Origin of the sequence: Mesorhizobium sp. CA8 (assembly GCF_020164955.1) — a bacterium.
GTDB lineage: Bacteria > Pseudomonadota > Alphaproteobacteria > Rhizobiales > Rhizobiaceae > Mesorhizobium.
This window is the reverse complement of record NZ_JAIUHG010000007.1, coordinates 1-18,789: the sequence shown is the minus strand read 5'-3', so window position 1 is coordinate 18,789 and position 18,789 is coordinate 1. Positions and strand designations below refer to the sequence as shown.

The following is an 18,789-nucleotide window of genomic DNA, read 5'->3' as shown; positions in this document are numbered from 1 at the left end:
GGCCTTGGGCACATCCAAGCGTCAAATGCGGCCCATGAGAGCCATGATGACCAGGATGACGAGTATGACGCCGACCACGCCCGAAGGACCATAGCCCCAGCCTGATGAATATGGCCAGGCCGGGATCGCACCGATCAGCAACAGGATGAGTATGATGATGAGGATTGTTCCAAGACTCATGTCGGTTCCCCTTGCTGGTGAGTTGATGCTCGGACCTGCGACTGAGTTGCTTACGTCGTTTGAGGCTCAGTCCAGCTTGCGCAGCATGTCAGCTTCCTGCTCGAGGATGCTGGCGACTTCCTCGCGTTGAAGATGCGTCATCATCAGGCTGACGCAGCATTCGAGATACGTGATGGAGGCTCGTCGCAGGAAGGCGGCGGTTTCCGCGGCCGCCATCTGGTCGATGTCCCTGGTTGATCGCTTCGGCTGCACCACTGCGTTCTCCATGCCTCTTATCAGGCCCAACCAGAATCTTCGTCGGATGTTCCGCCTCGGCGACAAGAGCGCGGGAACCATCCGGGTCCTCAGGATCGCCAGCCTCAAATCCAACTGCGCCCGATTTGTTGATCGCGCCAACCCGAGGCACCATGGCGCTTTCGTCACGATCGGCAAAGTGCGCGATCGTCCGCAGCAAACCTTGCCGGAGCGGTACTTTGGGCGACCAGCCAAGAAGCGCCTTCGCACGGGCTATGTCGGGGCGGCGCCGGCGCGGATCATCTTCCGGCAACGGCAAGAATTTCATGGGTGACCGGGTCCTGGTCAGTTCCCTCACCAAGTCGGCCAGTTCGAGGACGGTGAATTCCCCCGGATTGCCAAGATTGAGCGGCTGGCGCGGATTTGGGTCGATGTCCATGAGCCGCAGCAACCCTTGGACCAGATCGGTGACGTAGCAGAAGGATCGCGTCTGTCGTCCGTCGCCGAATATCGTCAGTGGCCGCTTTTCCAGTGCCTGCATGACCAGATTGGAGACGATACGGCCGTCGGCAGGATCCATTCTCGGGCCATAAGTGTTGAAGATACGCGCCACGCGGACGTCGGCCATGTCGGCGCGCAGATAGTCGAAGCAAAGCGTCTCTGCCGTGCGCTTGCCTTCGTCGTAGCAGGCGCGCGGGCCGGTGCAGTTCACATGGCCGAGATAGTCCTCGCGCTGCGGATGCTGTTCGGGATCTCCATAGACTTCGCTCGTGGAAGCTTGCAGGAACCGCGCGCCGTCGCTAACGGCGAGCTCGAGCAAATTGAGCGTTCCGATCACGCAGGTGCGCGTCGTGTGGATCGGATCGGCCTGGTAGCGGGGCGGCGACGCAGCGCATGCCAGGTTGAAAATACGATCGACCGGCTCACCCAGCGTGAGCGGGCTGCAGATATCCTGCTCGATCAGCCGGAAGCGCGGCTGGCCGACAAGCGACTTGATGTTCTCCATTCGGCCGGTGAGAAAGTTGTCGATGCAGATCACGCGATAGCCGTCCTCAAACAGGGCCTCGCATAGATGCGAACCGAGGAAACCGGCACCGCCGGCGACGAGCACCGTCGGTGTCTGGTGGGCCGTTCTTGAACGCCGCATCTCTATGTTCTCCTGTCTGCCTGTCATGCTGCACTTTCCACGTCCAGATCGAGCACCGGACGTATCTGCTTTGATTGCGTAAGCACGGATGTGAACTCGCGCGCCCGAGCAGCCCCGGTGTGTCTTGCCAGGACCAGCGAATGGGCCTGCCTGGCCATGTTGAGCCTTGCGCGGTCCGACTGCCCCAGAAGGATGGCAGTCACGTCATCGGCGCTGCCGGCCGTCTGGATCGCCGATCGGGGAAAGAAACTGTCCAGGCCTGGCCAGCGGTCGCTGATGATCGGCGTCTTGCACGCCGCGGCTTCGAAAAGCCGCACGCTGGGAGACCATCCTGCCGCGATCATCGAGGTGCGCGTCACGTTGAGCGTGTAGCGCTGCCGGCTGTAGAAGCTGGCATGCTCGGCAGGCGGCAAATGCTCGATCCGCTCGATGTTGCCGGGCCAGGCGATTTCGTGCGGGTATTGCGAGCCTGCGACGACGAAACGTCTGTCCGGGAGCCGGCGCGCGGGCTCGAGCAGAAGTGCTTCCAGGGTCTGCTGCCGATCCGGACTGTAGGTGCCGAGATAGCCTAAATCCCATTCGATCGCATTTCGGTTTCGATGATGCTGCTCCGGGTCGACGGAACAATAGAGCGGTTCGGCCCGGCGCGCACCGAATTCGGATCTCAGCCGTTCGAGGGTCGGCCCGCCGGTAAAGGAAAAATAGACGTCGAAATATGGGATCTGCCGGCGGGTTAGATAGTCGCAATCATTCTCGGCGACCCTTGCCAGCGTGATCGGCGTGTCGATGTCGTAAAAGCAGAATTGCCCGGTGCACAGCGCTGCGACCTCGTCGATGACGGCCCTGCCTTCCGGTACGAAGGAACCGATCACCACGACGTCGGCCCGCTGAAGCTCGCGGTGATGCTTGCGTCGGAGGTCGTCGACCGTGTCGTAGTAGCGCAACTCGCAGAAGTCGGCCTCGCGCAGATCGCGGTGATGCGCATACCAGGGCACGTCGCGTTCGAGGAAAGTGACGCGATGACCGAGCTTGTCGAGTGCTCGCAGCAGACCCCGAAACGTCGTCGCGTGGCCGTTGCCCCAGGAAGAGGACAACGAAAGGCCGAGGAAAACAATGTCGAGTGTCATTCCGCGGCCTCCACGGTCCGGTGTTCGAAATGCGCCTTGAAGATGGTGTCGACCAGTTCAGCTCGCATTGTGTAGGTATGTTCGGCAAGAACGCGCCGAAGCGCTGCCGCGCCGATTGCCTTCGCTCGCGGCGGCGTAAGCGTCCGCATAATCTCGGCGACATCGGCACCGTCCCGCGCGACCAGGATTTCCTCTCCCGGCGTCAGGAACAACTCGATGCCTTCCCAGGCATCTGTGATGAGGCACGCGCCGGCGCCAGCCGCCTCGAACACTCGCGTGGCTGGCGAAAAGCCGTTGCTGGCCATGCTGTCGCGACTGATGTTCAGCACAGCCTTTGGCGTGACATTGAAGGCGTTGTGATCTCGCGTGCCGACATGCCCGAGCCAGGAAACATTCGGGGGCAGCGGCTTGTCGCCCCAACCCGACCCGCCGAGCAGGAAACGCTGATCGGCCAAGGTGCAAGCGGGTTCGAGAAAGAACGACTCGACCCGCGCCTCGCGGTCCGGCAGGCGATTGCCGAGAAAGGCGAGATCGCAGGCGAAGCGTGAATCCTCGGCGACGGGGTGATGTGTCTCGGGATCGAGCGCATTGTAGATTGGAATGCATTCTGCTGCGCCAAACGCGCGATACTCCCATATGACGGGATCGCCGCCGCCATAGGTGAGCACGAGGCGGATCTTCTTCAGCTCTTCGTGAAGAGGATGATCAGGGTTGTTGCGCAGATCGGCGAGCGTCGCCGGGGCGTCGACGTCCCAGAACACCGTCAGCGCGTCGCTGCGTGCGTGGTCAATCAGGGCGCGCAACAGGGCTTCGTCTTCGAAGCCGACCCCGCTTGCCTTGACCACGATGTCGGCCTGCGCGGCGCGGGATGCAGCCTGCTTCAGTGCCTCCGGCGTTGCCTCATAGACGACGACATCGCACCAATCGGGAGCCTCGATGTCTCTATGCTTCTGCCGGTCGAAGGCGTCTGGTTCATAAAAGACGATATCGTAACCGCGCTGCGAAAGCGCCTTGAGCAGGCCCCGATAGTAGGTAGCCGCACCGTTCCAATACGACGATAGCAAGCTGGATCCATAAAAGGCGATTTTCATGCAGCAGCCTCCCTTGCAGGCGTTCCTTCGACTGCGTGGCGGTTGCCGCACGCGGCGAGTATGTCGAAGAGCTCATCGACGCGGCGACGGCATGTGTGCCGCGCGAGAATGGTTTCCAGCCCGGATGCCGCCAACGCCCTCGCGAGCCCGGTGTCATGCAACACGTCCCGCAGGTGCTGCCGCATCTCGGCCCCGTCGCGGGCGAACAGAAAATCTTTGCCGGGACGGAACAGCCCTTCAATGTCGGACCAAGGCGCCGAGATCAGCGGAATGCCGCTGGCCAATGCCTCGAACATGCGGATCGTGGGAATGCCGAGCAGGTGTTCACGGTAAGGCCGGCGCGGGATGTGCATAGTGAGACGATGCTGCGCGAACGCTTTCGGAACGTCGGCATTGGCGATCCAACCCTCGTGGCGCAGTCCGGCTTCGGCGAGCGCGGTCTTTGCCTCTGCTGGATAGCGAACGCCGTGAACCGTACCCGACAGGCCGAGCTCGCGTGCCGGCCCAATGAGGAACTCCCGAATTTCGGCACTGCGCTCGTCATCACCCCAGTTGCCGACCCAGACCAGGTCCGACGAGGGATCGATATCGGGTTGGGGCCTGAACAGCCGGTCGTCCGCCGCTTCGTGCCAGGTAAAGGCCCGCTTGCCCCAGCCGGCGCGAAGATAGCTTTCGCGCAGCGTTTCCCCGAACACCAAAACCCCATCATAGTATTCGAGGTTCAGCGCTGAGATCGACTGGGTCGCAGACACGGCACGGTGGTGCGTGTCGTGGAACAGGAGCGTGAAATTGCCGCCATTGAGCTTCGCGCGCCCAATGCGAGTGACGAGGCCCGGATCCGTCCATTCATGGACGATCACAGCGTCGGCGTCCGCAAGCCACGCTTCGTGATTGAACGAAGCGTCATAAGTCACCGGTATCAGCTCGGGAAAATCCCTCCGGAAGCGTTCGACTGCGAAGGGACCTTTCTCGGCCAACAGGTTCGAACGGCTCCACCCGTCCGCGAGCTCCAGCGCAAATACGTGATGTCCGCGCGCGATAAGTTCCCGCATGACGCCGCGCTGGAAATGCGCGTTGCCATGGTTCCAGTCGGAAACAATGGAATGGGTGTAGAACACGAACCGCATCGTCAGCGCTCCGTGACGGCCATCGCCGCCCGATCATAGATGTCGCGCATCGCCGCTGCCTGGGCCTGCAGTGAGTACCGGCGCGCGCGGCGAGCGGCACGCCGGCCGAGTTGACCCCGCAGCTCCGCGTCGCCGACGAGTTGGGCGATGCATCGGGTGAGCGCGCCGGAATCATGCACGTCGAAGAATATCGCCGCGCCGTCCCAGATCTCCCGGTAGGTCGCAATGTCGGCGAGCACCAATGGCGCGCCAGAGAGCGCGGCCTCCAAGGCGGCGAGCCCGAAAGGCTCGTAGATCGATGGTGAAACGAAAATGCCGGCCCGAGCCATCAACCGGCGTGCCTCGGCATGGCCGACCGGGCCGAGCGAGACGCAATGATCGAGGCTGGCCCGTTGTCCATCCGTCCCGTCGAGCGGACCGGCGGCATAGACCGGCCATTCGGCAGTCGCAGCCGCCGCATCGAGCACCGTTGCGTTCTTGCCCTCGTCCCACCAGCGGGCCGCGGCGAAGACGAACGGCTCGCGGCGCGATGCGCGCGGGCCGGGCAAGGCGCCGTTAGGGACGATGCTCAGGCGCGAGATCGGTCCATAGCAGGCCTCGATGATATCGGCGTGGCTTCGACTGGGCGCGATGACCGCTTCGGCACGGTCGAAGCCGGCCCTGTTGCGATCCTTCTGCCAGGCCCAGTCACCCGCCGCGACCTGATTGCGCACGGCATGCAGCCAGGTCACGACGCAGGAATGTGAGACAGCCACGACAGGGCAGGGCAGATCGATCCTGGCTGCTTGCGCCGGGGCGTTGAGATGAACAAGGTCGGCGGCAAAGGCCGTTGCAAGCGCCTGCAACTCGCCAGGAAACCGGTCGAGAGCGCTCTCATCGCGCGTCATCCAGTCCGGTGGGGTTTCGAGCCAAGCGAGCGTAGCGAAGGACTGCACCTCCCGGGCCTGCTCCGCCGACGGTCGAGGCCCCAGGCCGGCCATCATGATGCTGTCGCCACCGGTAGCCAGCGCCCGTGCCAGATCGAGCGAATAGCGCCAGACCCCACCGACGGCGTCGGTGGTCATCAGGATGCGCCTTGGACGATGGATCAATGGTTGCAGCATGAGGACTCCAACTCGGCGAGTGCGCGCGGACGCTGGTCCTGGATGTCGCTGAACGTCCGGAACGAGGCGAGGTAGTGCTCATGCGCTCGCTCCCAGGCAAAATCATCGGGCTCGCCCCATAGCTCGCGGTAGCTCGGCGAGCTTGGATAGGGATAGAGCGGCACCGGCTCGTTGGCCCAGACGCCGTTGTCGATGAGATGCTTGCGCCAATAGTCCACCAGCGCAGGGTCATCCTCGACCACGCCGATCAGATTGGCCTGGACGAAGGGAACGTGCCGGCGGGCGTCGACCAGCAGCGCGGCCAGTTCCTCGGTGCCCAGCCGGCAGCGCTTGGCCAGCATCTCGCGGCCTTCGACGGTCAGGCTTTCGAGGCCTGCTTCGATCGAGACACAGCCGGCCGCACCCAGCAATTCCAGCAGCTCCGGTTTCCAAAGATCGATGCGCGTCTGCACGCCGAACTGGACGTTGCGGCTGATCAACGCCTCGAGCAGCGCCTTCTGCGGCAGGAAGATCTCGTCGATGAAATAGATGTAGCCGACGCCCTGAGCGATCAGGCCGTCTATCTCGGCGATGACCGCATCATGGTTCCTGCGCCGATACGCATCGCGAAAGTCGATCTTGGCGCAGAAGCTGCAATTGTAGGGGCAGCCTCGGGACGCCTCGACCTCCGCGCCGGCGCCCCTCTGGTCGGCGTCGAAGCGGTGATGATGATGGCCGTGCGCCGCGATCCATTCGGACGGCCAGGCGAGCGCAGGATGATCGACGAACTGGCTGGCATGCACGCCGCCATTGAACATTGGAAAATCGTTTTGGAGACGAGCGGTGTGCGCCACCTTGCTCCAGTCGCTTTGCTGCGCGAGTTCCGCCACCACCTCCTCGCATTCACCGCGCACGACGATATCGACACCTAGCTTGCGCAAGGTGGGAGCCGGCGTCGCCGAGCCATGCGGCCCAACAGCGACGGTGCGGCCTCCGCGCCCGGCAAGGTGGTTCAGGAACTCTGCCGGCACACGCAGTTCCGGCGGCGCGCAGCGCCAGAACAGGTAGGTCGGCGCGGTCGTCACCACGGTCATATCCGGCCCGAACGCCGCCGCGCGCTCGGCAAGGACCGCGTTATCGAGATCCTGCAACTGACCGTCCAGCATCAGCACCTCGTGCTGATTGGCTTCGAGCAGGGCCTTGCAGTATCCAAGCTCCAGCGGCAGATGCGGCTGTCGGCAGCCGAAATAGATGCTGTGCTCATAGGTCCAGTGCGGGTTTACCAGCGCGACCTTCATGCGACGTACCTCTCGGCTTCCGGGAGTGGCTGGAGGCGGTGCCGCAGCAGCCAACTGGCCAGGTCGCGGACACCTTCACGCCACGGGACATGCGCCTGCCAGCCGAGAGCGGCTTCTATCTTGCGGGTGTCGGCGACAAAGAAGGGCTGATCGCCGGTGCGTGCGAGCTCGTGACGGAGCGCGATGTCGCGGCCGGTCATGGCGGCGATCTCCGACAGCAGCGTGCGCAGGCTGACGGCGTTGCGCGGCCCGCCGCCGAGGTTGAACGCCTGGCCCTTGAAGTCCTCGATCCTGGCCAGCACGGCGCGATAGGCGGCAACCGCGTCGGATACGTGCAGGATGTCGCGCACCTGTTTGCCGTCGCCGTAGATTGTGATGGGCCGGCCGCTGAGCGCGCTCAGCAGGAAATGCGCGACCCAGCCCTGGTCCTCGGTGCCGAATTGGCGGGGCCCGTAAATGCAGCTCATGCGTAACACCGCCGTCGGCAGGCCATAGGACTTGGCATAGTCGAGGACATACTGGTCCGCCGCGCCCTTTGAGCAGCCGTATGGCGTGCAGAAGTCCAGCCCAATCGTCTCGCCCACACCATTGGCGCGAATGGCATCATCGGCGGGCTCGTAGCGATCATCGGCTTCGCGCACCGCAATCTGGGGCAGGCTGCCATAGACCTTGTTGGTGCTGGCGAAAACCACCGGTGCACCCGCCCGGCGAGCAGCTTCGAGCACGTTGAACGTGCCTTTCAGATTGATCTCGAGGTCTTTCGCGGGATCGAGCAGGCTCGTGGTTACGGCGGTCTGGGCGGCCAGATGGAAGATCGCCTTTGCCGGCGCCAACGCCGAAGCCACCCTGCCTTGATCGCGTATGTCCACGGTTTCAACGCTGAGATGGCTGCCATGCTTGCGCTGCAGCCATTCGAGGTTCTGCTCGACGCCGGGACGGCTGAAATTGTCGACGACAAGCACCGGTTTCCCATCCGACAACAGACTATCGGCCAGATTTGAGCCTATGAAGCCGCTGCCGCCGACGATCGCCACCGGCGCTTTGCGAAGGGTGCGATGCCGTTGGCTCATGACACCAGCCCTCGCTCTTCAAGCTCGCGCTTCATGTCTGCGCCGCGGTCGACGGCGACACTGTTGCGAACCCAGGCCGCGAATTCACCGAGCGAGTTCTCCAGCCTGTGGCTTGGCTCGAAGCCGAGCAGTTCACGGGCTTTGCCGATGTCGGCGAAGCAGTTGCGGATGTCTCCGGCGCGCGCCTTCCCGAGAATCTCGGGTGGCCGCTTCGGAACGCCCATCGCCTCGGCAAGCAGGCGGGCGACCTCGGTGATGGTGTAGGCGCGCCCGCTGCCGATATTGATGGCGTGGCCGGCTGCCTGTCGTTGCTCCAGCGCCAGGCGGAAAGCCCGGGCCACGTCGCGCACATGGACGAAGTCACGCTTTTGCTTGCCATCCTCGAACACCATCGGCCGCTTGCCGTTGGCAAGGCGAGCGGCGAAGTTGGCGAGCACGCCGGTGTAGGGATTGGCGAGTGCCTGTCCGGCGCCGAAGACGTTGAACAGCCGCAAGGCCACGGCATCCACATTGTAGGCCTGGCCGAAGATCAGCACTGCGCGCTCCTGGGCATATTTGGTCAGCGCGTAGATCGAGGCGAGATCAGGCCGCTTCTCTTCGTCGGTGGGAATAGGCGACAGTGCTTCGCCCGCGGCCGACAAAAGGTCCCACTGGCCGGTTCTGACATCGCTTGGTCTGCGGCGGGCATTGTCGACGCGCTTGCCGTCCGAAGTCTGGTACAGCCCCTCGCCGTAGATGCTCATCGATGACGCGACAACGATCCGTTCGACCGGTTTTTTGATCAATGCCTCAAGCAGCGTGGCGGTGCCGAGATCGTTGGTACCGACGTAACGGGCGATCTCGTACATGGATTGGCCGACGCCGACTTCGGCGGCGAGGTGGATTACGGCATCAGCATCCGAAACCGCTTCGGCCATCATCGCCCGGTCACACACATCGCCCTTGGTCAGCGCGGCGCCGGCGGGAATGCTGATGGCTTCGCGGCCATGCACCTGGTCCAAGAGCGCGTCCAGGATGCGCACTTCATAGCCATGTTCGATGAGTTCCTGGGTGACATGCCGGCCGATAAAACCGCACCCCCCCGTAACCAGTATACGTTTCACGAGAACTCCTTGCGGATTAGGCGTTGGGCTTCCGAACTGCGGGACAAAAGGTTTGTTCCTTGCTTCAACAAAGTTCGCTTCGCGGTTGCAGGCCGGGCCGCGCAAAATGGGAACTTTGATCTCTGGGCGCTGTTAGGGGCATGAGTCCCAGGGCGAGAAAGGAAAAGCCATGTCCGAGGCCAAGACGACCACCAATCACGACGACATCCGTAAGTGGGTGGAGGAGCGGGATGGGCATCCCGCCGTTGTTCGCACCAAAGGCGAGGGCGGCATCCTGCGCATCGACTTCGGCGATCCGGAGGAAGCGCTCGAGCCCATCGAGTGGGATGAGTTCTTCCGCATCTTCGATGAGAACGACCTCGCCTTCCTTTATCAGGACAAGGCCGGAAGCGGAGGAAAGAGCCGGTTCAACAAATTCGTCCAGCGCAGCCGCAACGCTTGACCGCCAACGTCGTTATCCGTTCCGTCGCAACAGCCGTTGGCGGCAAATGCACGACGGAACCATTTTCAGGTCCGGTGGTTGCGCGTCGGCGTGGAGTGATTGCCATGGGGCTCTTTTCCGACCTGAACAAGAAGCTGACCGAAAACATCTATGCGCATGGCAGCTATCTGACCGATCCGAGCGCCGATCTGCCCCGGCGTGTCGCAGAAACGGTCGATCTTCTTATGCCGTTCATCCAGCCGGATGCGCGCGAGGAGGTGAGGCTGCAGATCCTCGGCATCGTCCACGAGCATATGTATGACGAGCTCGAGAGCGGCCCGGAGGGCTCGGCTGCCGACGAATGAGATCCTCCGCCGGGACAGCGGCATTCCAGGCCTGCCCAGGAACTCCAACCTAGGAGACAGCGTGGCCGGGCTGCCTTGCTGAACTTGGAGGATTCCCTGCAGCGGTGCCGAGCAGCGCCGCGCCCTAGCTGATATCGACGATTTTTCGTTTCTTTTTTGGTGCCGACTTAGGCTTTGCGGCGCCAGGGGCCGACTTTGCCGCCGTCGTCGCCGTCGTTGCGGCCAGGCGCTGTTCACGCAGCCGAGCCGTCTTTGCCTGCCGTTCCAGCCGTTCGGTTTCGAGCAGTTGGCGCGCCGCAGCAGACGTTTGCTCACCTCTGCCCTTGTCGATCTTCCGCGTAGTCACGGTCGCTCCAAAGTCATTCGCTGTTGCAGGCGTATCCACCTTGCCCGGCGGTCTGTTCACCAGGCGGCGGACGAACAGGGGAGAAGCTCATCCTTTGTCGCCATGCACTCGCCGATCCTCCGTTTCACGCAACAGCCGCACGATCGCATCGACCGGTGATGGATCTGCCGCCGGTTGCATTCTGCGCCGCCACAGATGGCGAAGAAGTCTTCTCAGTTTTGACATCCGAATCGCCTCCTTGAGCTACAGAGCTACAAACTCGCGTCCAGGAAGGATGTTCCTGAGCAGGAGACCGGGTTCATTGCACGTCAGGATCAAGCGGCAGTTATCGGAGCAGCGCGGCAAACAGGAACGCGACGACCGCCAGGATCACGAGCGCCGCAATCACCAGCACAGGTGCCGTCCTGGCCGGCTGAAGGCCGGGCGCGTTCTCAGGGCGCCGCATTGCGTTCGCGAAGCTCGCCTGGTTGGTGAGTTTCGGTTCATGCAGTGCAGCGGGACGGGCCGGATTGGCGTTGCCACTGGCCTCCGCATCCGTTTCCAGGGGCGCGGCTGCCGGATCGAAGCCGGGTGTCTTGTCCTGGTTCATACCCGCCTGGATCTCGCCTCGTTCCTCCGCCGCTGTTCGCTTGGTCGGTGGGGTCATGGACATCTCCTTCACAACCAAACATCCGTCCGGCCTTGCTGTTCCCGCCTGAAGCTGTGACGCAAGAGGCGATGAGAAGCGCCGCTGGAGACCATCTTCTCCGGCTTGCCGAACATTGACGCGGCAAGCTTGAACAGAGCCGGAACTTTTCCGATTGGGCCAGCTTTAATCTTCATCAAGTGAAGATGACGAGGCGGCGATGCAGGTTCTAGGAACCGAAGTACATGCTGGACCCGACGGCATGATCGTCGAGTTCCTTGGCGAAGGCGGTGAAAAGATCGCCATCACGATGCCGGTATCCGATCCGCGATTGAGGCTCGATAAAGCCGCTCTTGTCGGCCGCGCCAAAGGTATGATGGCTCAGTGTGCGGTCTTCGACAATTCGGAGGGCCCTCAATCCAGCAGGACAGCCATCCCGCCAGACCTGCCACCTCGACCAAGCCGGACGGTCCGTTCACATTCGAATATCGCGACAACGGCAGCGTGCGACAGCTCGAGGGCGTGGAATTGGCAAGCCTGGAGGTCGCGCATGACGAGGCGTTGCGCTCGGCAATCGATCTGCTGGACGACATGGCGACCGAAGGCGGGCAGGAGGGCTGGGCCGTCCGGGTCAGGGACGCAAGCGGCAAGATAGTGTCGTCGGTCGACTTCGATGAGGCAAGGCGCGAAAAAGCGGCGGCGGAATGAGGACTGCGGGCTGCATAGCCGAAGAAAGGTCATAGCATGCTTCCCTTCCTACCGCTGGACACGCTGGCAGCTCCCAGAGGCGACGGGCTGCACCCCGAGTTTGCCCGCCTGCTCGGATCAGGCCTTGCTTCGGCCGAGCCTGAAGTGGTCGTGCTCCGCCAACCCGGAAACGGTGGGCTGGTCCAGGCCGGTCCCAATCCACTCGGCAATATCGACGGAGCGCCGCAGGAAAACGTCCTGCGCTTCCCCGCCCGGAAAAGCCTCAAGGGCCGACGTCGGAACGGCTAGCGAGCACCTGGGTGCCCCCTCCGGAGAGCCGGCTCTGCCCCCTTATCTTGGGAACAAGCCGGCCGGCGCCTTGTTGAGGCCACGGGACCGATAAAAGTGCCCTTAGCATTGATCGTGGAAGACGAGTATCTGATCGCTTCGGACGTGGCGAATGGATTGATGGACAGCGGATTCGACGTGGCCTGCGTCGCCTCAGAGCGGGCCGCTGAAATCTGGCTCGCCGACCACACGCCGGATTTGGCCATTATAGATATACAACTGCTGGATGGGCAGCGCGGTATTGCCGCCAGTCGTCTCAAGGCGCTGGGCGTGTCCTTCATTGTACACTCTGGCTACGATCCGGAATTTCAGGCGTCTGTCTTTCACGACACGCCATATCTGTCAAAACCGGCGCCGATCCTGGATTTGGTCAAGCTTGCGAACCAGGTGATCGAGAATCAAGTTCGAGCTTGAGATCCAATCCGGACGGAAAACGGCTCACGCTTTTCCTAGAATTGCTCCAGCCATTCGACACTCCGCCATTGCAGGCGACGGCGCGCCCAAAAACGCGGATAGGGCTTCCTTCGGAACATTCGGGGCGGCGGCCAGTTCGATGCCGTGCAGGCTCCGTTGCTGGACGTCTGCCGAAGATCGGGTGGCAAACTGATGGCCCGCGTCCTGGTCCGTTGCGCGCGGGCCCGCCGATCTCTCGGGAGTAAACCGGTCACAGAAGAATAGATGGGAGCTTGTTATGAAACACCAAACGCTCGACCAATTGCACTCAGTCGCTGACATCAATCCGCTCGTGCCGCTTGCGACACGCACTGAGAAGATAGAGAGGTGGGCAGAACTCCTTGACCGCAATCCGTTGCGTTCTCTGGCTGCGCTCACCGGCACCGAGTATCTTTATCCAGGGATGCGCGAAGAAGCCCGGGCGGCAGGATCCCCCCTTACCGTTGCCTTTGAGGACCCGCTGCTCAGGGCATCGGGCTTGCAATCCGACACCTACGGGGAAGCCAGACGTTTCTTTGAACTCGCCGATTGGCAACTGCATGAAATCGTCTGCAGCTGCCATGCCGGCGCGACCATGCAGGCCGGCTGGGCTGCTCAGCGCGTCCGCAGGATCATCACCAGCAATCGCTTTCTTGCCTGGCTGAGAAGTCGTTTTGTGCGCTGATTGAACCCTATCGATCGGCGATTGTTGTGACAGTCGCCAGCGGCGCTCGAACCTCAATGCAGCAAATCTGACCCGCGGCCATTGCCGGCGCGAAAATTCGGCTGCGGCGAGTCCAGGCAAAAAGGGAGATCGCATGAGTACTTCATGAAACGAATAACAGCGCAAACAGGCCAGGGGCGGAGCGCAGCTTCATGCTGAACGATCCGATGGTGCTCATTCTGATGTATTTCGTGTTGCCCGTCTGGCTGATCGCTGGATTCGCCGACTGGCTCTGCCATCGCGCGACGCATATCGAATCTACGACCGGAGCAAAGGAATCCCTGATCCATCTGCTGATGTTCGCGGAGGTCGGCATTCCTTTGCTCGCGGCGATGTTCTTGGAGATCGACGCCCTGATCATCGCCGTGATGATGATCGCTTTTCTCATCCATGAAGCGACTGCCATATGGGACGTACGTTACGCCACCACCGCGCGTACGGTCACCCCGATCGAACAGCACGTGCACAGCTTCCTGGAGATGATCCCGCTGATGGGCCTCGTCGGCGTGGTTTCGTTGCACTGGGGCCAGTTTCTGGCGCTATTCGGGTTTGGGCCAGAGAGCGCTCGCTTCGAACTCGCCTGGAAGCAGCAGCAGTTGCCGGTTGCCTATATCGCGGCAGTCATGACCACGATCCTGCTGTTCGAACTGCTGCCATATCTGGAGGAGTTCTTCAGAGGCTTGCGGACCAATGCCGGCCGACTGGTGCCTCCCAAGGCCCGGCGAAGCAAGGCTGGCGAGACGACCATGCGGTGAGAAAGCGCCAGGTTGCACTGACCGTCAGATGTTCTTCAGCCACTCTGGGCTGAAGCGGAGACTGATCCGCGCTACACAGAACTGGTCCGCAAGCAGATCGCCGCGAAGATCATCTCGCTTCCGGCGCTGCCGCTCCATTGGCGAGGACGATCTTGTCGTGCTTGCCAAAAGTTCGGAAGGAAGGAGCGCCATTCTACCGCCGGCTATGACCGTCGGCTTCTCTCTGATGTCGGTCACTCCCCAACGCGTGAGGCGCCGAAGCGGATAAGCGAAACGATCGCGGAGTTCTGGTTGCGTCGGCCGCGACCAAGCCGCGCCCTTGCCGTCAGCGATCTCGGGGAACGAAAGGGCCGGAAACGAATTGGATATTCATTCGGCGACGAGCAAAACGGCAGGATGGCGACAGAACGGGAAGTTATCATGAGCGAGCCGTTGAAAACCACGAATCACGAGGTGATCCGGGCCTGGATCGAAGCCCGCGAAGGCAGACCAGCGGTCGCGCGCACAGCGGGCGAGGCCGCTGTGCTACGTGTAGATTTCGGCGAGTGCGAAGACGATCTGCAGCCCGTCGAATGGGAAGAGTTCTTCGCGATATTGGACGGCAACGGGCTTGCCTTCGTGCACCAGGACATCACCGCCGAAGGATTGCCCAGCCGTTTCAACAAATTCGTCCAACGCGAATAACGAATCGACCCGAAATATCGGCTTTAATTAGGCTCACGCGTTTCGCGTGACGTTCATTGGTTGCCTGGCATTTTGCTGCTGTCTTGCGGGTTCTTTTTTATGCCGGCCGCCGGAGACGTATCCTGCGGTGCGTTGCCACCCTGGTTCTGCTCGGGCGTCCGCTTCAGCGGCGCCGTGGGCCAGCCTCGCTCGACATAGATGAACGCCGCATAACAGGCCAGCAGGACCACGACAGTCAGTATCAGGGGCCACAGCACTCGTTTCACGCCGCCTCCTATTTGCTCTGCGGGCGGTAACCGCCGGGCGCCGGGTCAAATCCTGTCCAGCCGTCTGCTTCATATTCGTTGCGCCGTTCGGCGACGTCCACGGATCTGGAGCCGTGGAGGATTGCTTGCGCCTGCGGAGCGAGGTCATCCTCGACGCGAGCGGTGACCAGCGCGCCGCCTCGGCGGATGCCTTCGGCATAGACGTGGGCATCACGTTCCGACACGTCGGCGCCATCCGTCAGGCTGCCAATGATGCCGCCGGCCGCTCCGCCCAGGACGGCGCCGGCGGCCGCGCCCGCGGCGGTCGCCGCCAGCCAGCCAGCCGCCACGATTGGACCGACGCCAGGTATTGCCATTGCGCCGAGACCGGTCGCCAAACCGCCGGCGCCGCCCACCACCGCACCGATGCCGGCTCCGCTGGCCGCGTCTTCGGCCGCAGGGGAAAGCCGGCCATCGGCATTGTTTGCGACGATACTGAGGTCGGATGTCGGCACGCCCATGGATTCCAACTCGCCCACGGCATCAGCCGCATCGTCATAGTCGTCGAACAGCGCGGTGATCGTTTGCATCTTGGTGACTCCTGTCATGATTACTGTTGGCCAACGAATACGTTGCCCTGATAGTCGAGCGCGACGGAGATACTTTTGCCGTCCTTCTTCGCCTCACCGCGCCAGATGCCCTGGCCGTCCTTGGCGAGCGAGGATATGTCGGTATATCCGGCGTCCTGGATGCGGGCTTTTGCCTGGGCTTCGGTGAAACTGTTGGCGCCCGGTACCGGCGCAGGCGGTTTGGGTGTCGATGCCGACTTGACCGCCGGCATGCTTGCGTTCGCGGCCGCGATTTTGTCGATCATGTCCTGATGCATCTTCAGGGTCGGCAGGGTCTCCGCCGCGAACGCCTTCAGGCCGGGATTGTCGCCATCCTTGGCGTAGGACTGGAAGAGGTTCACCGCATCCGCGTGGGCTCTGCGTTGCATCTCGACATAAGGCTGGTCAAATCCTGTCGTGGTGTTCCGCAGCTTTCCCAGGTCGCTTTGATGCGCGGCGTCGAGGCTAGCCGGCACTTGCAGCTTCTGCTCCGTGGCGAGCTTTTTCAGCTTGTCATTCGCCGCGCCGTGATCGGCAATCATCTTCTCGGCAAAATTCTTGACCTGCTGCTGCTTGGCCCTGTCCTGCGCAAGCTTGCTCGAATCCACCTCGAACAATCCGCCGACGGCGGCCTTGTCGACGAAGGTCTGTGCGTTGTCGGCCGCGACGGCCGGAAAGGCGAGCGACGCCATGGCCAAAGCCAGCGGTGCGAGTGTCCGCGCGCTCATGATTCAGGTTCCTTTGCTCGATGGCCAGGGGCCGAACAATCGTGTCACGGCTTTGTTCCCGGTCGAAGCCGCAGCCGGCGTTGCACGACTGACAGGCGCCCGGCTTGCGGGTAGACGAGAAAGCAGCGAGTTTCAAAATGGCTTTCGCGATCGAAAGCACTGCCTGCGAAAACGGAGGGCCATTCCAACGACAATCATCCGCGGTGGCGGCAACAATATCGCCGCGGAGCGGGACCAACGGCCAGAAGGCACCACCAGTGGGTGCGAAGACGGCTTGTGAGAAGAAAAATACAATTATAAGCTAATGGTGCCAGAGGCGGAATCTAAGTTGAGGAATTTGTTTTTGTTCCCAGAGACTTGACCATAGACTCGGCACAGTCTTAACCAACAAAAATATAACAAAATATTTCCGCGGATTGGTTCGGCTCCCGAACATTAACTTGCTGGGCGCGGCTAGGCAGCTTGACTGCCGCCGGTCGCCGCTAAGAGTTCGTCAAGCGCATGGTGCAAGTTGACCGAAGTGACGCCGTGTCAGACGCTGCATCCGGCTTTGTCCCGCCTGAGATCGGGCGCTCCCTAAATTCCCTGGCCCTGACTGCGGCTACGAAATCAGAGCGGAGTATGCTCGGGGCAGGACCGCAGTTCATGACGGGCAAAAGTCTAAGCCCCATGTGGGGTGTGCGATACGCACCTATGAACGCCCCATTTGTGATTTTTGGTATATCAGATCCAGCAGCTTGCCCAGACTGTCTGCGTTCGTACAAGTACGCCTGCTGGCATTAACTCTTTATCGAATTCGAGATTGACGCGCGGTGGGGTAGAGTTAATAATATCCTAATATATAGGGTAGCGTGAATTAACTCCCGACTGGCAACAACGAGCTACGGCGCTACTGGGGTAGGGGAAACGCAACGCGGCGACCATCGCCGTCGTAGCCATCATCATTAAGCCACCGCCTGTCGGTGAACCGCCATTTAGGGCTGGCCGTTCACGGACTGGATCTCGGGTTGCGCCTGGTTGAATGGCACTCCAATCATTTCCTCCCCCATCAGACTGGGCGCCGATTCATTCGGCATGGGGTAGTCAGCCGTCTCAAGACGGCCAAAAGGCGGACGCCGGGAGCGTCTGTCCGCAGGGGGTAGAAAATGGCCACGACGCAAATCTCCGGTGCCGGCGGGACAACTGTGTCATTCTCCAATACGCCGCAGGCGCAGAATGATGTTTTCAATTACACCGAAGACACGGTCGTCCTCGCCTCGGGATCTCAGACGATCATCGTGCTCGATGTGATGGCGAATGATTTGGGGGGCAATGCAAAGACGCTGTTTTCGGTAGATGACGGCGTGTCGGCGTCGACCTCAACTAAGCAATACGCCCCCCTCGACCTGACAACCCAGGATGTGCTGTCAACCGGCATCTCGAACTGGGAGGCTATTGCTGACGGTGTCCAGATCCGCATCAACAACGGCAAGGTGGAGATGAACCTCTCCGGCTATCTGGCGGAGCGCGGCTTCTCAAGCCTGCAGGCACTTGGCGCAAACGATCATATCCACGAGACCTTTACCTATGCGATCAAGCTCGGCAACGGCACGCTGAGTTGGGCCAGCGTCTCGGTCGACATCCAGGGCACCAACGACGCCGCCACGATCACTGCGGCATCGGGCGCCGACCAGACTGTGCTGGAAGCGGGTGGCCTCGCTAACAGTGTGCCCGGCGATCCCAGCGGCCATGGACAGCTGATCATTTCGGACGTTGATGCTGGCCAGAATCATTTTCAGGCGCCGCCCAGTCTTCAGGGAACCTACGGCACCTTCACCTTTGACGCGACATCGGGCGTATGGAGCTATGCCCTCAATCAGGCCCTCGCCGACCCGCTGACCCAGGGGCAGCATGTAACCGACACTTTGACCGTGAAGTCCGCGGATGGAACGGCGAGCTACGATATCGTCGTGAATATCACGGGCACCAACGACGTGCCGGTGATCGGCGGTGTGTCGACCGGCTCGGTGAGCGAGGATGTCGCGGTGGTGAGCAACCACCTGAACACCTCCGGCGCGCTGACCATCGCCGACGTCGACCAGGGCCAGTCGAGCTTCGCGGCGCATGCCAGCATCGCCGGCACCTACGGCACCTTCAGCCTCGATGCCGCCGGCAACTGGACCTACAGCGCCGACAACACGCAGACGGCGATCCAGCAGCTCGGCGCCAGCGATTCCATCACCGACAGCTTCACCGCCGTCTCCTCCGACGGCACCGCCAGCCAGGTGGTCACCGTCACCATCCACGGCACCAACGACGTGCCGGTGATCGGCGGTGTGTCGACCGGCTCGGTGAGCGAGGATGTCGCGGTGGTGAGCAACCA

The 18,789-nt window shown here is 62.0% G+C and carries 22 protein-coding genes and 1 pseudogene; 9 read left to right on the top strand and 14 right to left on the bottom strand.

Features of this window, described 5'->3' with window-relative positions; translation table 11 throughout:
* Window positions 1-21: 21 nt before the first annotated feature.
* The 9 genes and pseudogenes from LB553_RS09905 to LB553_RS09865 all read right to left on the bottom strand — a co-directional run bounded on the left by LB553_RS09905 (window position 22) and on the right by LB553_RS09865 (window position 9,459).
* Window positions 22-180, bottom strand: a complete 159-nt coding sequence (locus LB553_RS09905; RefSeq protein WP_224512729.1) for a DUF3309 family protein — start codon at window positions 178-180, stop codon at window positions 22-24.
* Between the two features lie 427 nt (window positions 181-607).
* Window positions 608-1,561, bottom strand: a pseudogene (locus LB553_RS09900) (UDP-glucuronic acid decarboxylase family protein); the annotation flags it as partial.
* Between the two features lie 23 nt (window positions 1,562-1,584).
* Window positions 1,585-2,688, bottom strand: a complete 1,104-nt coding sequence (locus LB553_RS09895) for a glycosyltransferase (protein WP_224512727.1) — start codon at window positions 2,686-2,688, stop codon at window positions 1,585-1,587.
* Window positions 2,685-3,779: a glycosyltransferase gene (locus LB553_RS09890; RefSeq protein ID WP_224512725.1), complete on the bottom strand. Its 1,095-nt coding sequence runs from the start codon at window positions 3,777-3,779 to the stop codon at window positions 2,685-2,687. The genes LB553_RS09895 and LB553_RS09890 overlap by 4 nt, the downstream gene beginning before the upstream one ends.
* Window positions 3,776-4,906, bottom strand: coding sequence for a glycosyltransferase (locus LB553_RS09885; protein WP_224512724.1), 1,131 nt, complete (start codon window positions 4,904-4,906; stop codon window positions 3,776-3,778). The genes LB553_RS09890 and LB553_RS09885 overlap by 4 nt, the downstream gene beginning before the upstream one ends.
* A 2-nt stretch (window positions 4,907-4,908) precedes the next feature.
* Complete coding sequence (locus LB553_RS09880; protein ID WP_224512722.1) at window positions 4,909-5,970, bottom strand: glycosyltransferase family 4 protein; 1,062 nt, start codon at window positions 5,968-5,970, stop codon at window positions 4,909-4,911.
* 23 nt (window positions 5,971-5,993) lie between these two features.
* Window positions 5,994-7,286, bottom strand: a complete 1,293-nt coding sequence (locus tag LB553_RS09875) for a TIGR04295 family B12-binding domain-containing radical SAM protein (protein ID WP_224512720.1) — start codon at window positions 7,284-7,286, stop codon at window positions 5,994-5,996.
* Window positions 7,283-8,356, bottom strand: coding sequence for an NAD-dependent epimerase/dehydratase family protein (locus LB553_RS09870; RefSeq protein WP_224512718.1), 1,074 nt, complete (start codon window positions 8,354-8,356; stop codon window positions 7,283-7,285). The genes LB553_RS09875 and LB553_RS09870 overlap by 4 nt, the downstream gene beginning before the upstream one ends.
* Window positions 8,353-9,459: an NAD-dependent epimerase/dehydratase family protein gene (locus tag LB553_RS09865; RefSeq protein ID WP_224512716.1), complete on the bottom strand. Its 1,107-nt coding sequence runs from the start codon at window positions 9,457-9,459 to the stop codon at window positions 8,353-8,355. The genes LB553_RS09870 and LB553_RS09865 overlap by 4 nt, the downstream gene beginning before the upstream one ends.
* A 169-nt stretch (window positions 9,460-9,628) precedes the next feature.
* Between LB553_RS09865 and LB553_RS09860 the strand changes: the two genes are divergently transcribed.
* A complete protein-coding gene (locus tag LB553_RS09860; protein ID WP_224512714.1) occupies window positions 9,629-9,901 on the top strand; it encodes a hypothetical protein in 273 nt (90 codons plus the stop codon).
* Window positions 9,902-10,005: 104 nt separating this feature from the next.
* Window positions 10,006-10,245 carry a hypothetical protein gene (locus tag LB553_RS09855; RefSeq protein ID WP_224512712.1) on the top strand — a complete coding sequence of 80 codons (240 nt, stop codon included), beginning with the start codon at window positions 10,006-10,008 and terminating at the stop codon, window positions 10,243-10,245.
* 124 nt (window positions 10,246-10,369) lie between these two features.
* On the opposite strand, the gene LB553_RS09850 is transcribed toward LB553_RS09855, so the two are convergent.
* Together LB553_RS09850 and LB553_RS09845 are read right to left on the bottom strand one after the other, a co-directional pair.
* Window positions 10,370-10,591, bottom strand: a complete 222-nt coding sequence (locus LB553_RS09850; protein ID WP_224512710.1) for a hypothetical protein — start codon at window positions 10,589-10,591, stop codon at window positions 10,370-10,372.
* Window positions 10,592-10,916: 325 nt separating this feature from the next.
* Window positions 10,917-11,237 carry a hypothetical protein gene (locus LB553_RS09845; RefSeq protein WP_224512708.1) on the bottom strand — a complete coding sequence of 107 codons (321 nt, stop codon included), beginning with the start codon at window positions 11,235-11,237 and terminating at the stop codon, window positions 10,917-10,919.
* 363 nt (window positions 11,238-11,600) lie between these two features.
* On the opposite strand from LB553_RS09845, the gene LB553_RS09840 reads away from it, so the two are divergent.
* From LB553_RS09840 to LB553_RS09815, 6 genes are all read left to right on the top strand, one after another.
* A complete protein-coding gene (locus LB553_RS09840; RefSeq protein WP_224512706.1) occupies window positions 11,601-11,924 on the top strand; it encodes a DUF6894 family protein in 324 nt (107 codons plus the stop codon).
* Window positions 11,925-11,960: 36 nt separating this feature from the next.
* The gene (locus LB553_RS09835; RefSeq protein WP_224512703.1) at window positions 11,961-12,212 is read left to right on the top strand and encodes a hypothetical protein; all 252 of its coding nucleotides are present in this window, start codon (window positions 11,961-11,963) and stop codon (window positions 12,210-12,212) included.
* Between the two features lie 114 nt (window positions 12,213-12,326).
* Window positions 12,327-12,665, top strand: coding sequence for a hypothetical protein (locus tag LB553_RS09830; protein ID WP_224512701.1), 339 nt, complete (start codon window positions 12,327-12,329; stop codon window positions 12,663-12,665).
* 277 nt (window positions 12,666-12,942) lie between these two features.
* Window positions 12,943-13,368 (top strand): hypothetical protein, encoded by a 426-nt coding sequence (locus tag LB553_RS09825; RefSeq protein WP_224512699.1) that lies wholly within the window; start codon window positions 12,943-12,945, stop codon window positions 13,366-13,368.
* A gap of 191 nt (window positions 13,369-13,559) precedes the next feature.
* A complete protein-coding gene (locus tag LB553_RS09820; RefSeq protein ID WP_224512696.1) occupies window positions 13,560-14,162 on the top strand; it encodes a diguanylate cyclase in 603 nt (200 codons plus the stop codon).
* Window positions 14,163-14,582: 420 nt separating this feature from the next.
* A complete protein-coding gene (locus LB553_RS09815; protein ID WP_224512695.1) occupies window positions 14,583-14,846 on the top strand; it encodes a hypothetical protein in 264 nt (87 codons plus the stop codon).
* A gap of 53 nt (window positions 14,847-14,899) precedes the next feature.
* Here LB553_RS09815 and LB553_RS09810 read toward each other — a convergent pair whose 3' ends face one another.
* Genes LB553_RS09810 through LB553_RS09800 form a run of 3 tightly spaced genes read right to left on the bottom strand, consistent with a single transcriptional unit; the run spans window position 14,900 to window position 16,427 of the window.
* Window positions 14,900-15,112: a hypothetical protein gene (locus LB553_RS09810; protein ID WP_224512693.1), complete on the bottom strand. Its 213-nt coding sequence runs from the start codon at window positions 15,110-15,112 to the stop codon at window positions 14,900-14,902.
* A gap of 8 nt (window positions 15,113-15,120) precedes the next feature.
* Complete coding sequence (locus LB553_RS09805; protein WP_224512690.1) at window positions 15,121-15,681, bottom strand: hypothetical protein; 561 nt, start codon at window positions 15,679-15,681, stop codon at window positions 15,121-15,123.
* A 20-nt stretch (window positions 15,682-15,701) separates the two neighbouring features.
* On the bottom strand, window positions 15,702-16,427 hold the full coding sequence (locus LB553_RS09800) for a DUF4142 domain-containing protein (protein ID WP_224512688.1): 726 nt from the start codon (window positions 16,425-16,427) through the stop codon (window positions 15,702-15,704).
* Between the two features lie 1,145 nt (window positions 16,428-17,572).
* Here LB553_RS09800 and LB553_RS09795 point away from each other — a divergent pair.
* A partial coding sequence (locus tag LB553_RS09795; protein WP_224512686.1) for a VCBS domain-containing protein occupies window positions 17,573-18,789 on the top strand: 1,217 nt, incomplete at its 3' end.

Bases quoted from the DNA above. Each gene is read 5' to 3' on its own strand.
- LB553_RS09905 (WP_224512729.1), bottom strand. From the start codon at position 180: ATGAGTCTTGGAACAATCCTCATCATCATACTCATCCTGTTGCTGATC.
- LB553_RS09895 (WP_224512727.1), bottom strand. From the start codon at position 2,688: ATGACACTCGACATTGTTTTCCTCGGCCTTTCGTTGTCCTCTTCCTGG.
- LB553_RS09890 (WP_224512725.1), bottom strand. From the start codon at position 3,779: ATGAAAATCGCCTTTTATGGATCCAGCTTGCTATCGTCGTATTGGAAC.
- LB553_RS09885 (WP_224512724.1), bottom strand. From the start codon at position 4,906: ATGCGGTTCGTGTTCTACACCCATTCCATTGTTTCCGACTGGAACCAT.
- LB553_RS09880 (WP_224512722.1), bottom strand. From the start codon at position 5,970: ATGACCACCGACGCCGTCGGTGGGGTCTGGCGCTATTCGCTCGATCTG.
- LB553_RS09875 (WP_224512720.1), bottom strand. From the start codon at position 7,286: ATGAAGGTCGCGCTGGTAAACCCGCACTGGACCTATGAGCACAGCATC.
- LB553_RS09870 (WP_224512718.1), bottom strand. From the start codon at position 8,356: ATGAGCCAACGGCATCGCACCCTTCGCAAAGCGCCGGTGGCGATCGTC.
- LB553_RS09860 (WP_224512714.1), top strand. From the start codon at position 9,629: ATGTCCGAGGCCAAGACGACCACCAATCACGACGACATCCGTAAGTGG.
- LB553_RS09855 (WP_224512712.1), top strand. From the start codon at position 10,006: ATGGGGCTCTTTTCCGACCTGAACAAGAAGCTGACCGAAAACATCTAT.
- LB553_RS09845 (WP_224512708.1), bottom strand. From the start codon at position 11,237: ATGACCCCACCGACCAAGCGAACAGCGGCGGAGGAACGAGGCGAGATC.
- LB553_RS09835 (WP_224512703.1), top strand. From the start codon at position 11,961: ATGCTTCCCTTCCTACCGCTGGACACGCTGGCAGCTCCCAGAGGCGAC.
- LB553_RS09825 (WP_224512699.1), top strand. From the start codon at position 12,943: ATGAAACACCAAACGCTCGACCAATTGCACTCAGTCGCTGACATCAAT.
- LB553_RS09820 (WP_224512696.1), top strand. From the start codon at position 13,560: ATGCTGAACGATCCGATGGTGCTCATTCTGATGTATTTCGTGTTGCCC.
- LB553_RS09815 (WP_224512695.1), top strand. From the start codon at position 14,583: ATGAGCGAGCCGTTGAAAACCACGAATCACGAGGTGATCCGGGCCTGG.
- LB553_RS09805 (WP_224512690.1), bottom strand. From the start codon at position 15,681: ATGCAAACGATCACCGCGCTGTTCGACGACTATGACGATGCGGCTGAT.
- LB553_RS09800 (WP_224512688.1), bottom strand. From the start codon at position 16,427: ATGAGCGCGCGGACACTCGCACCGCTGGCTTTGGCCATGGCGTCGCTC.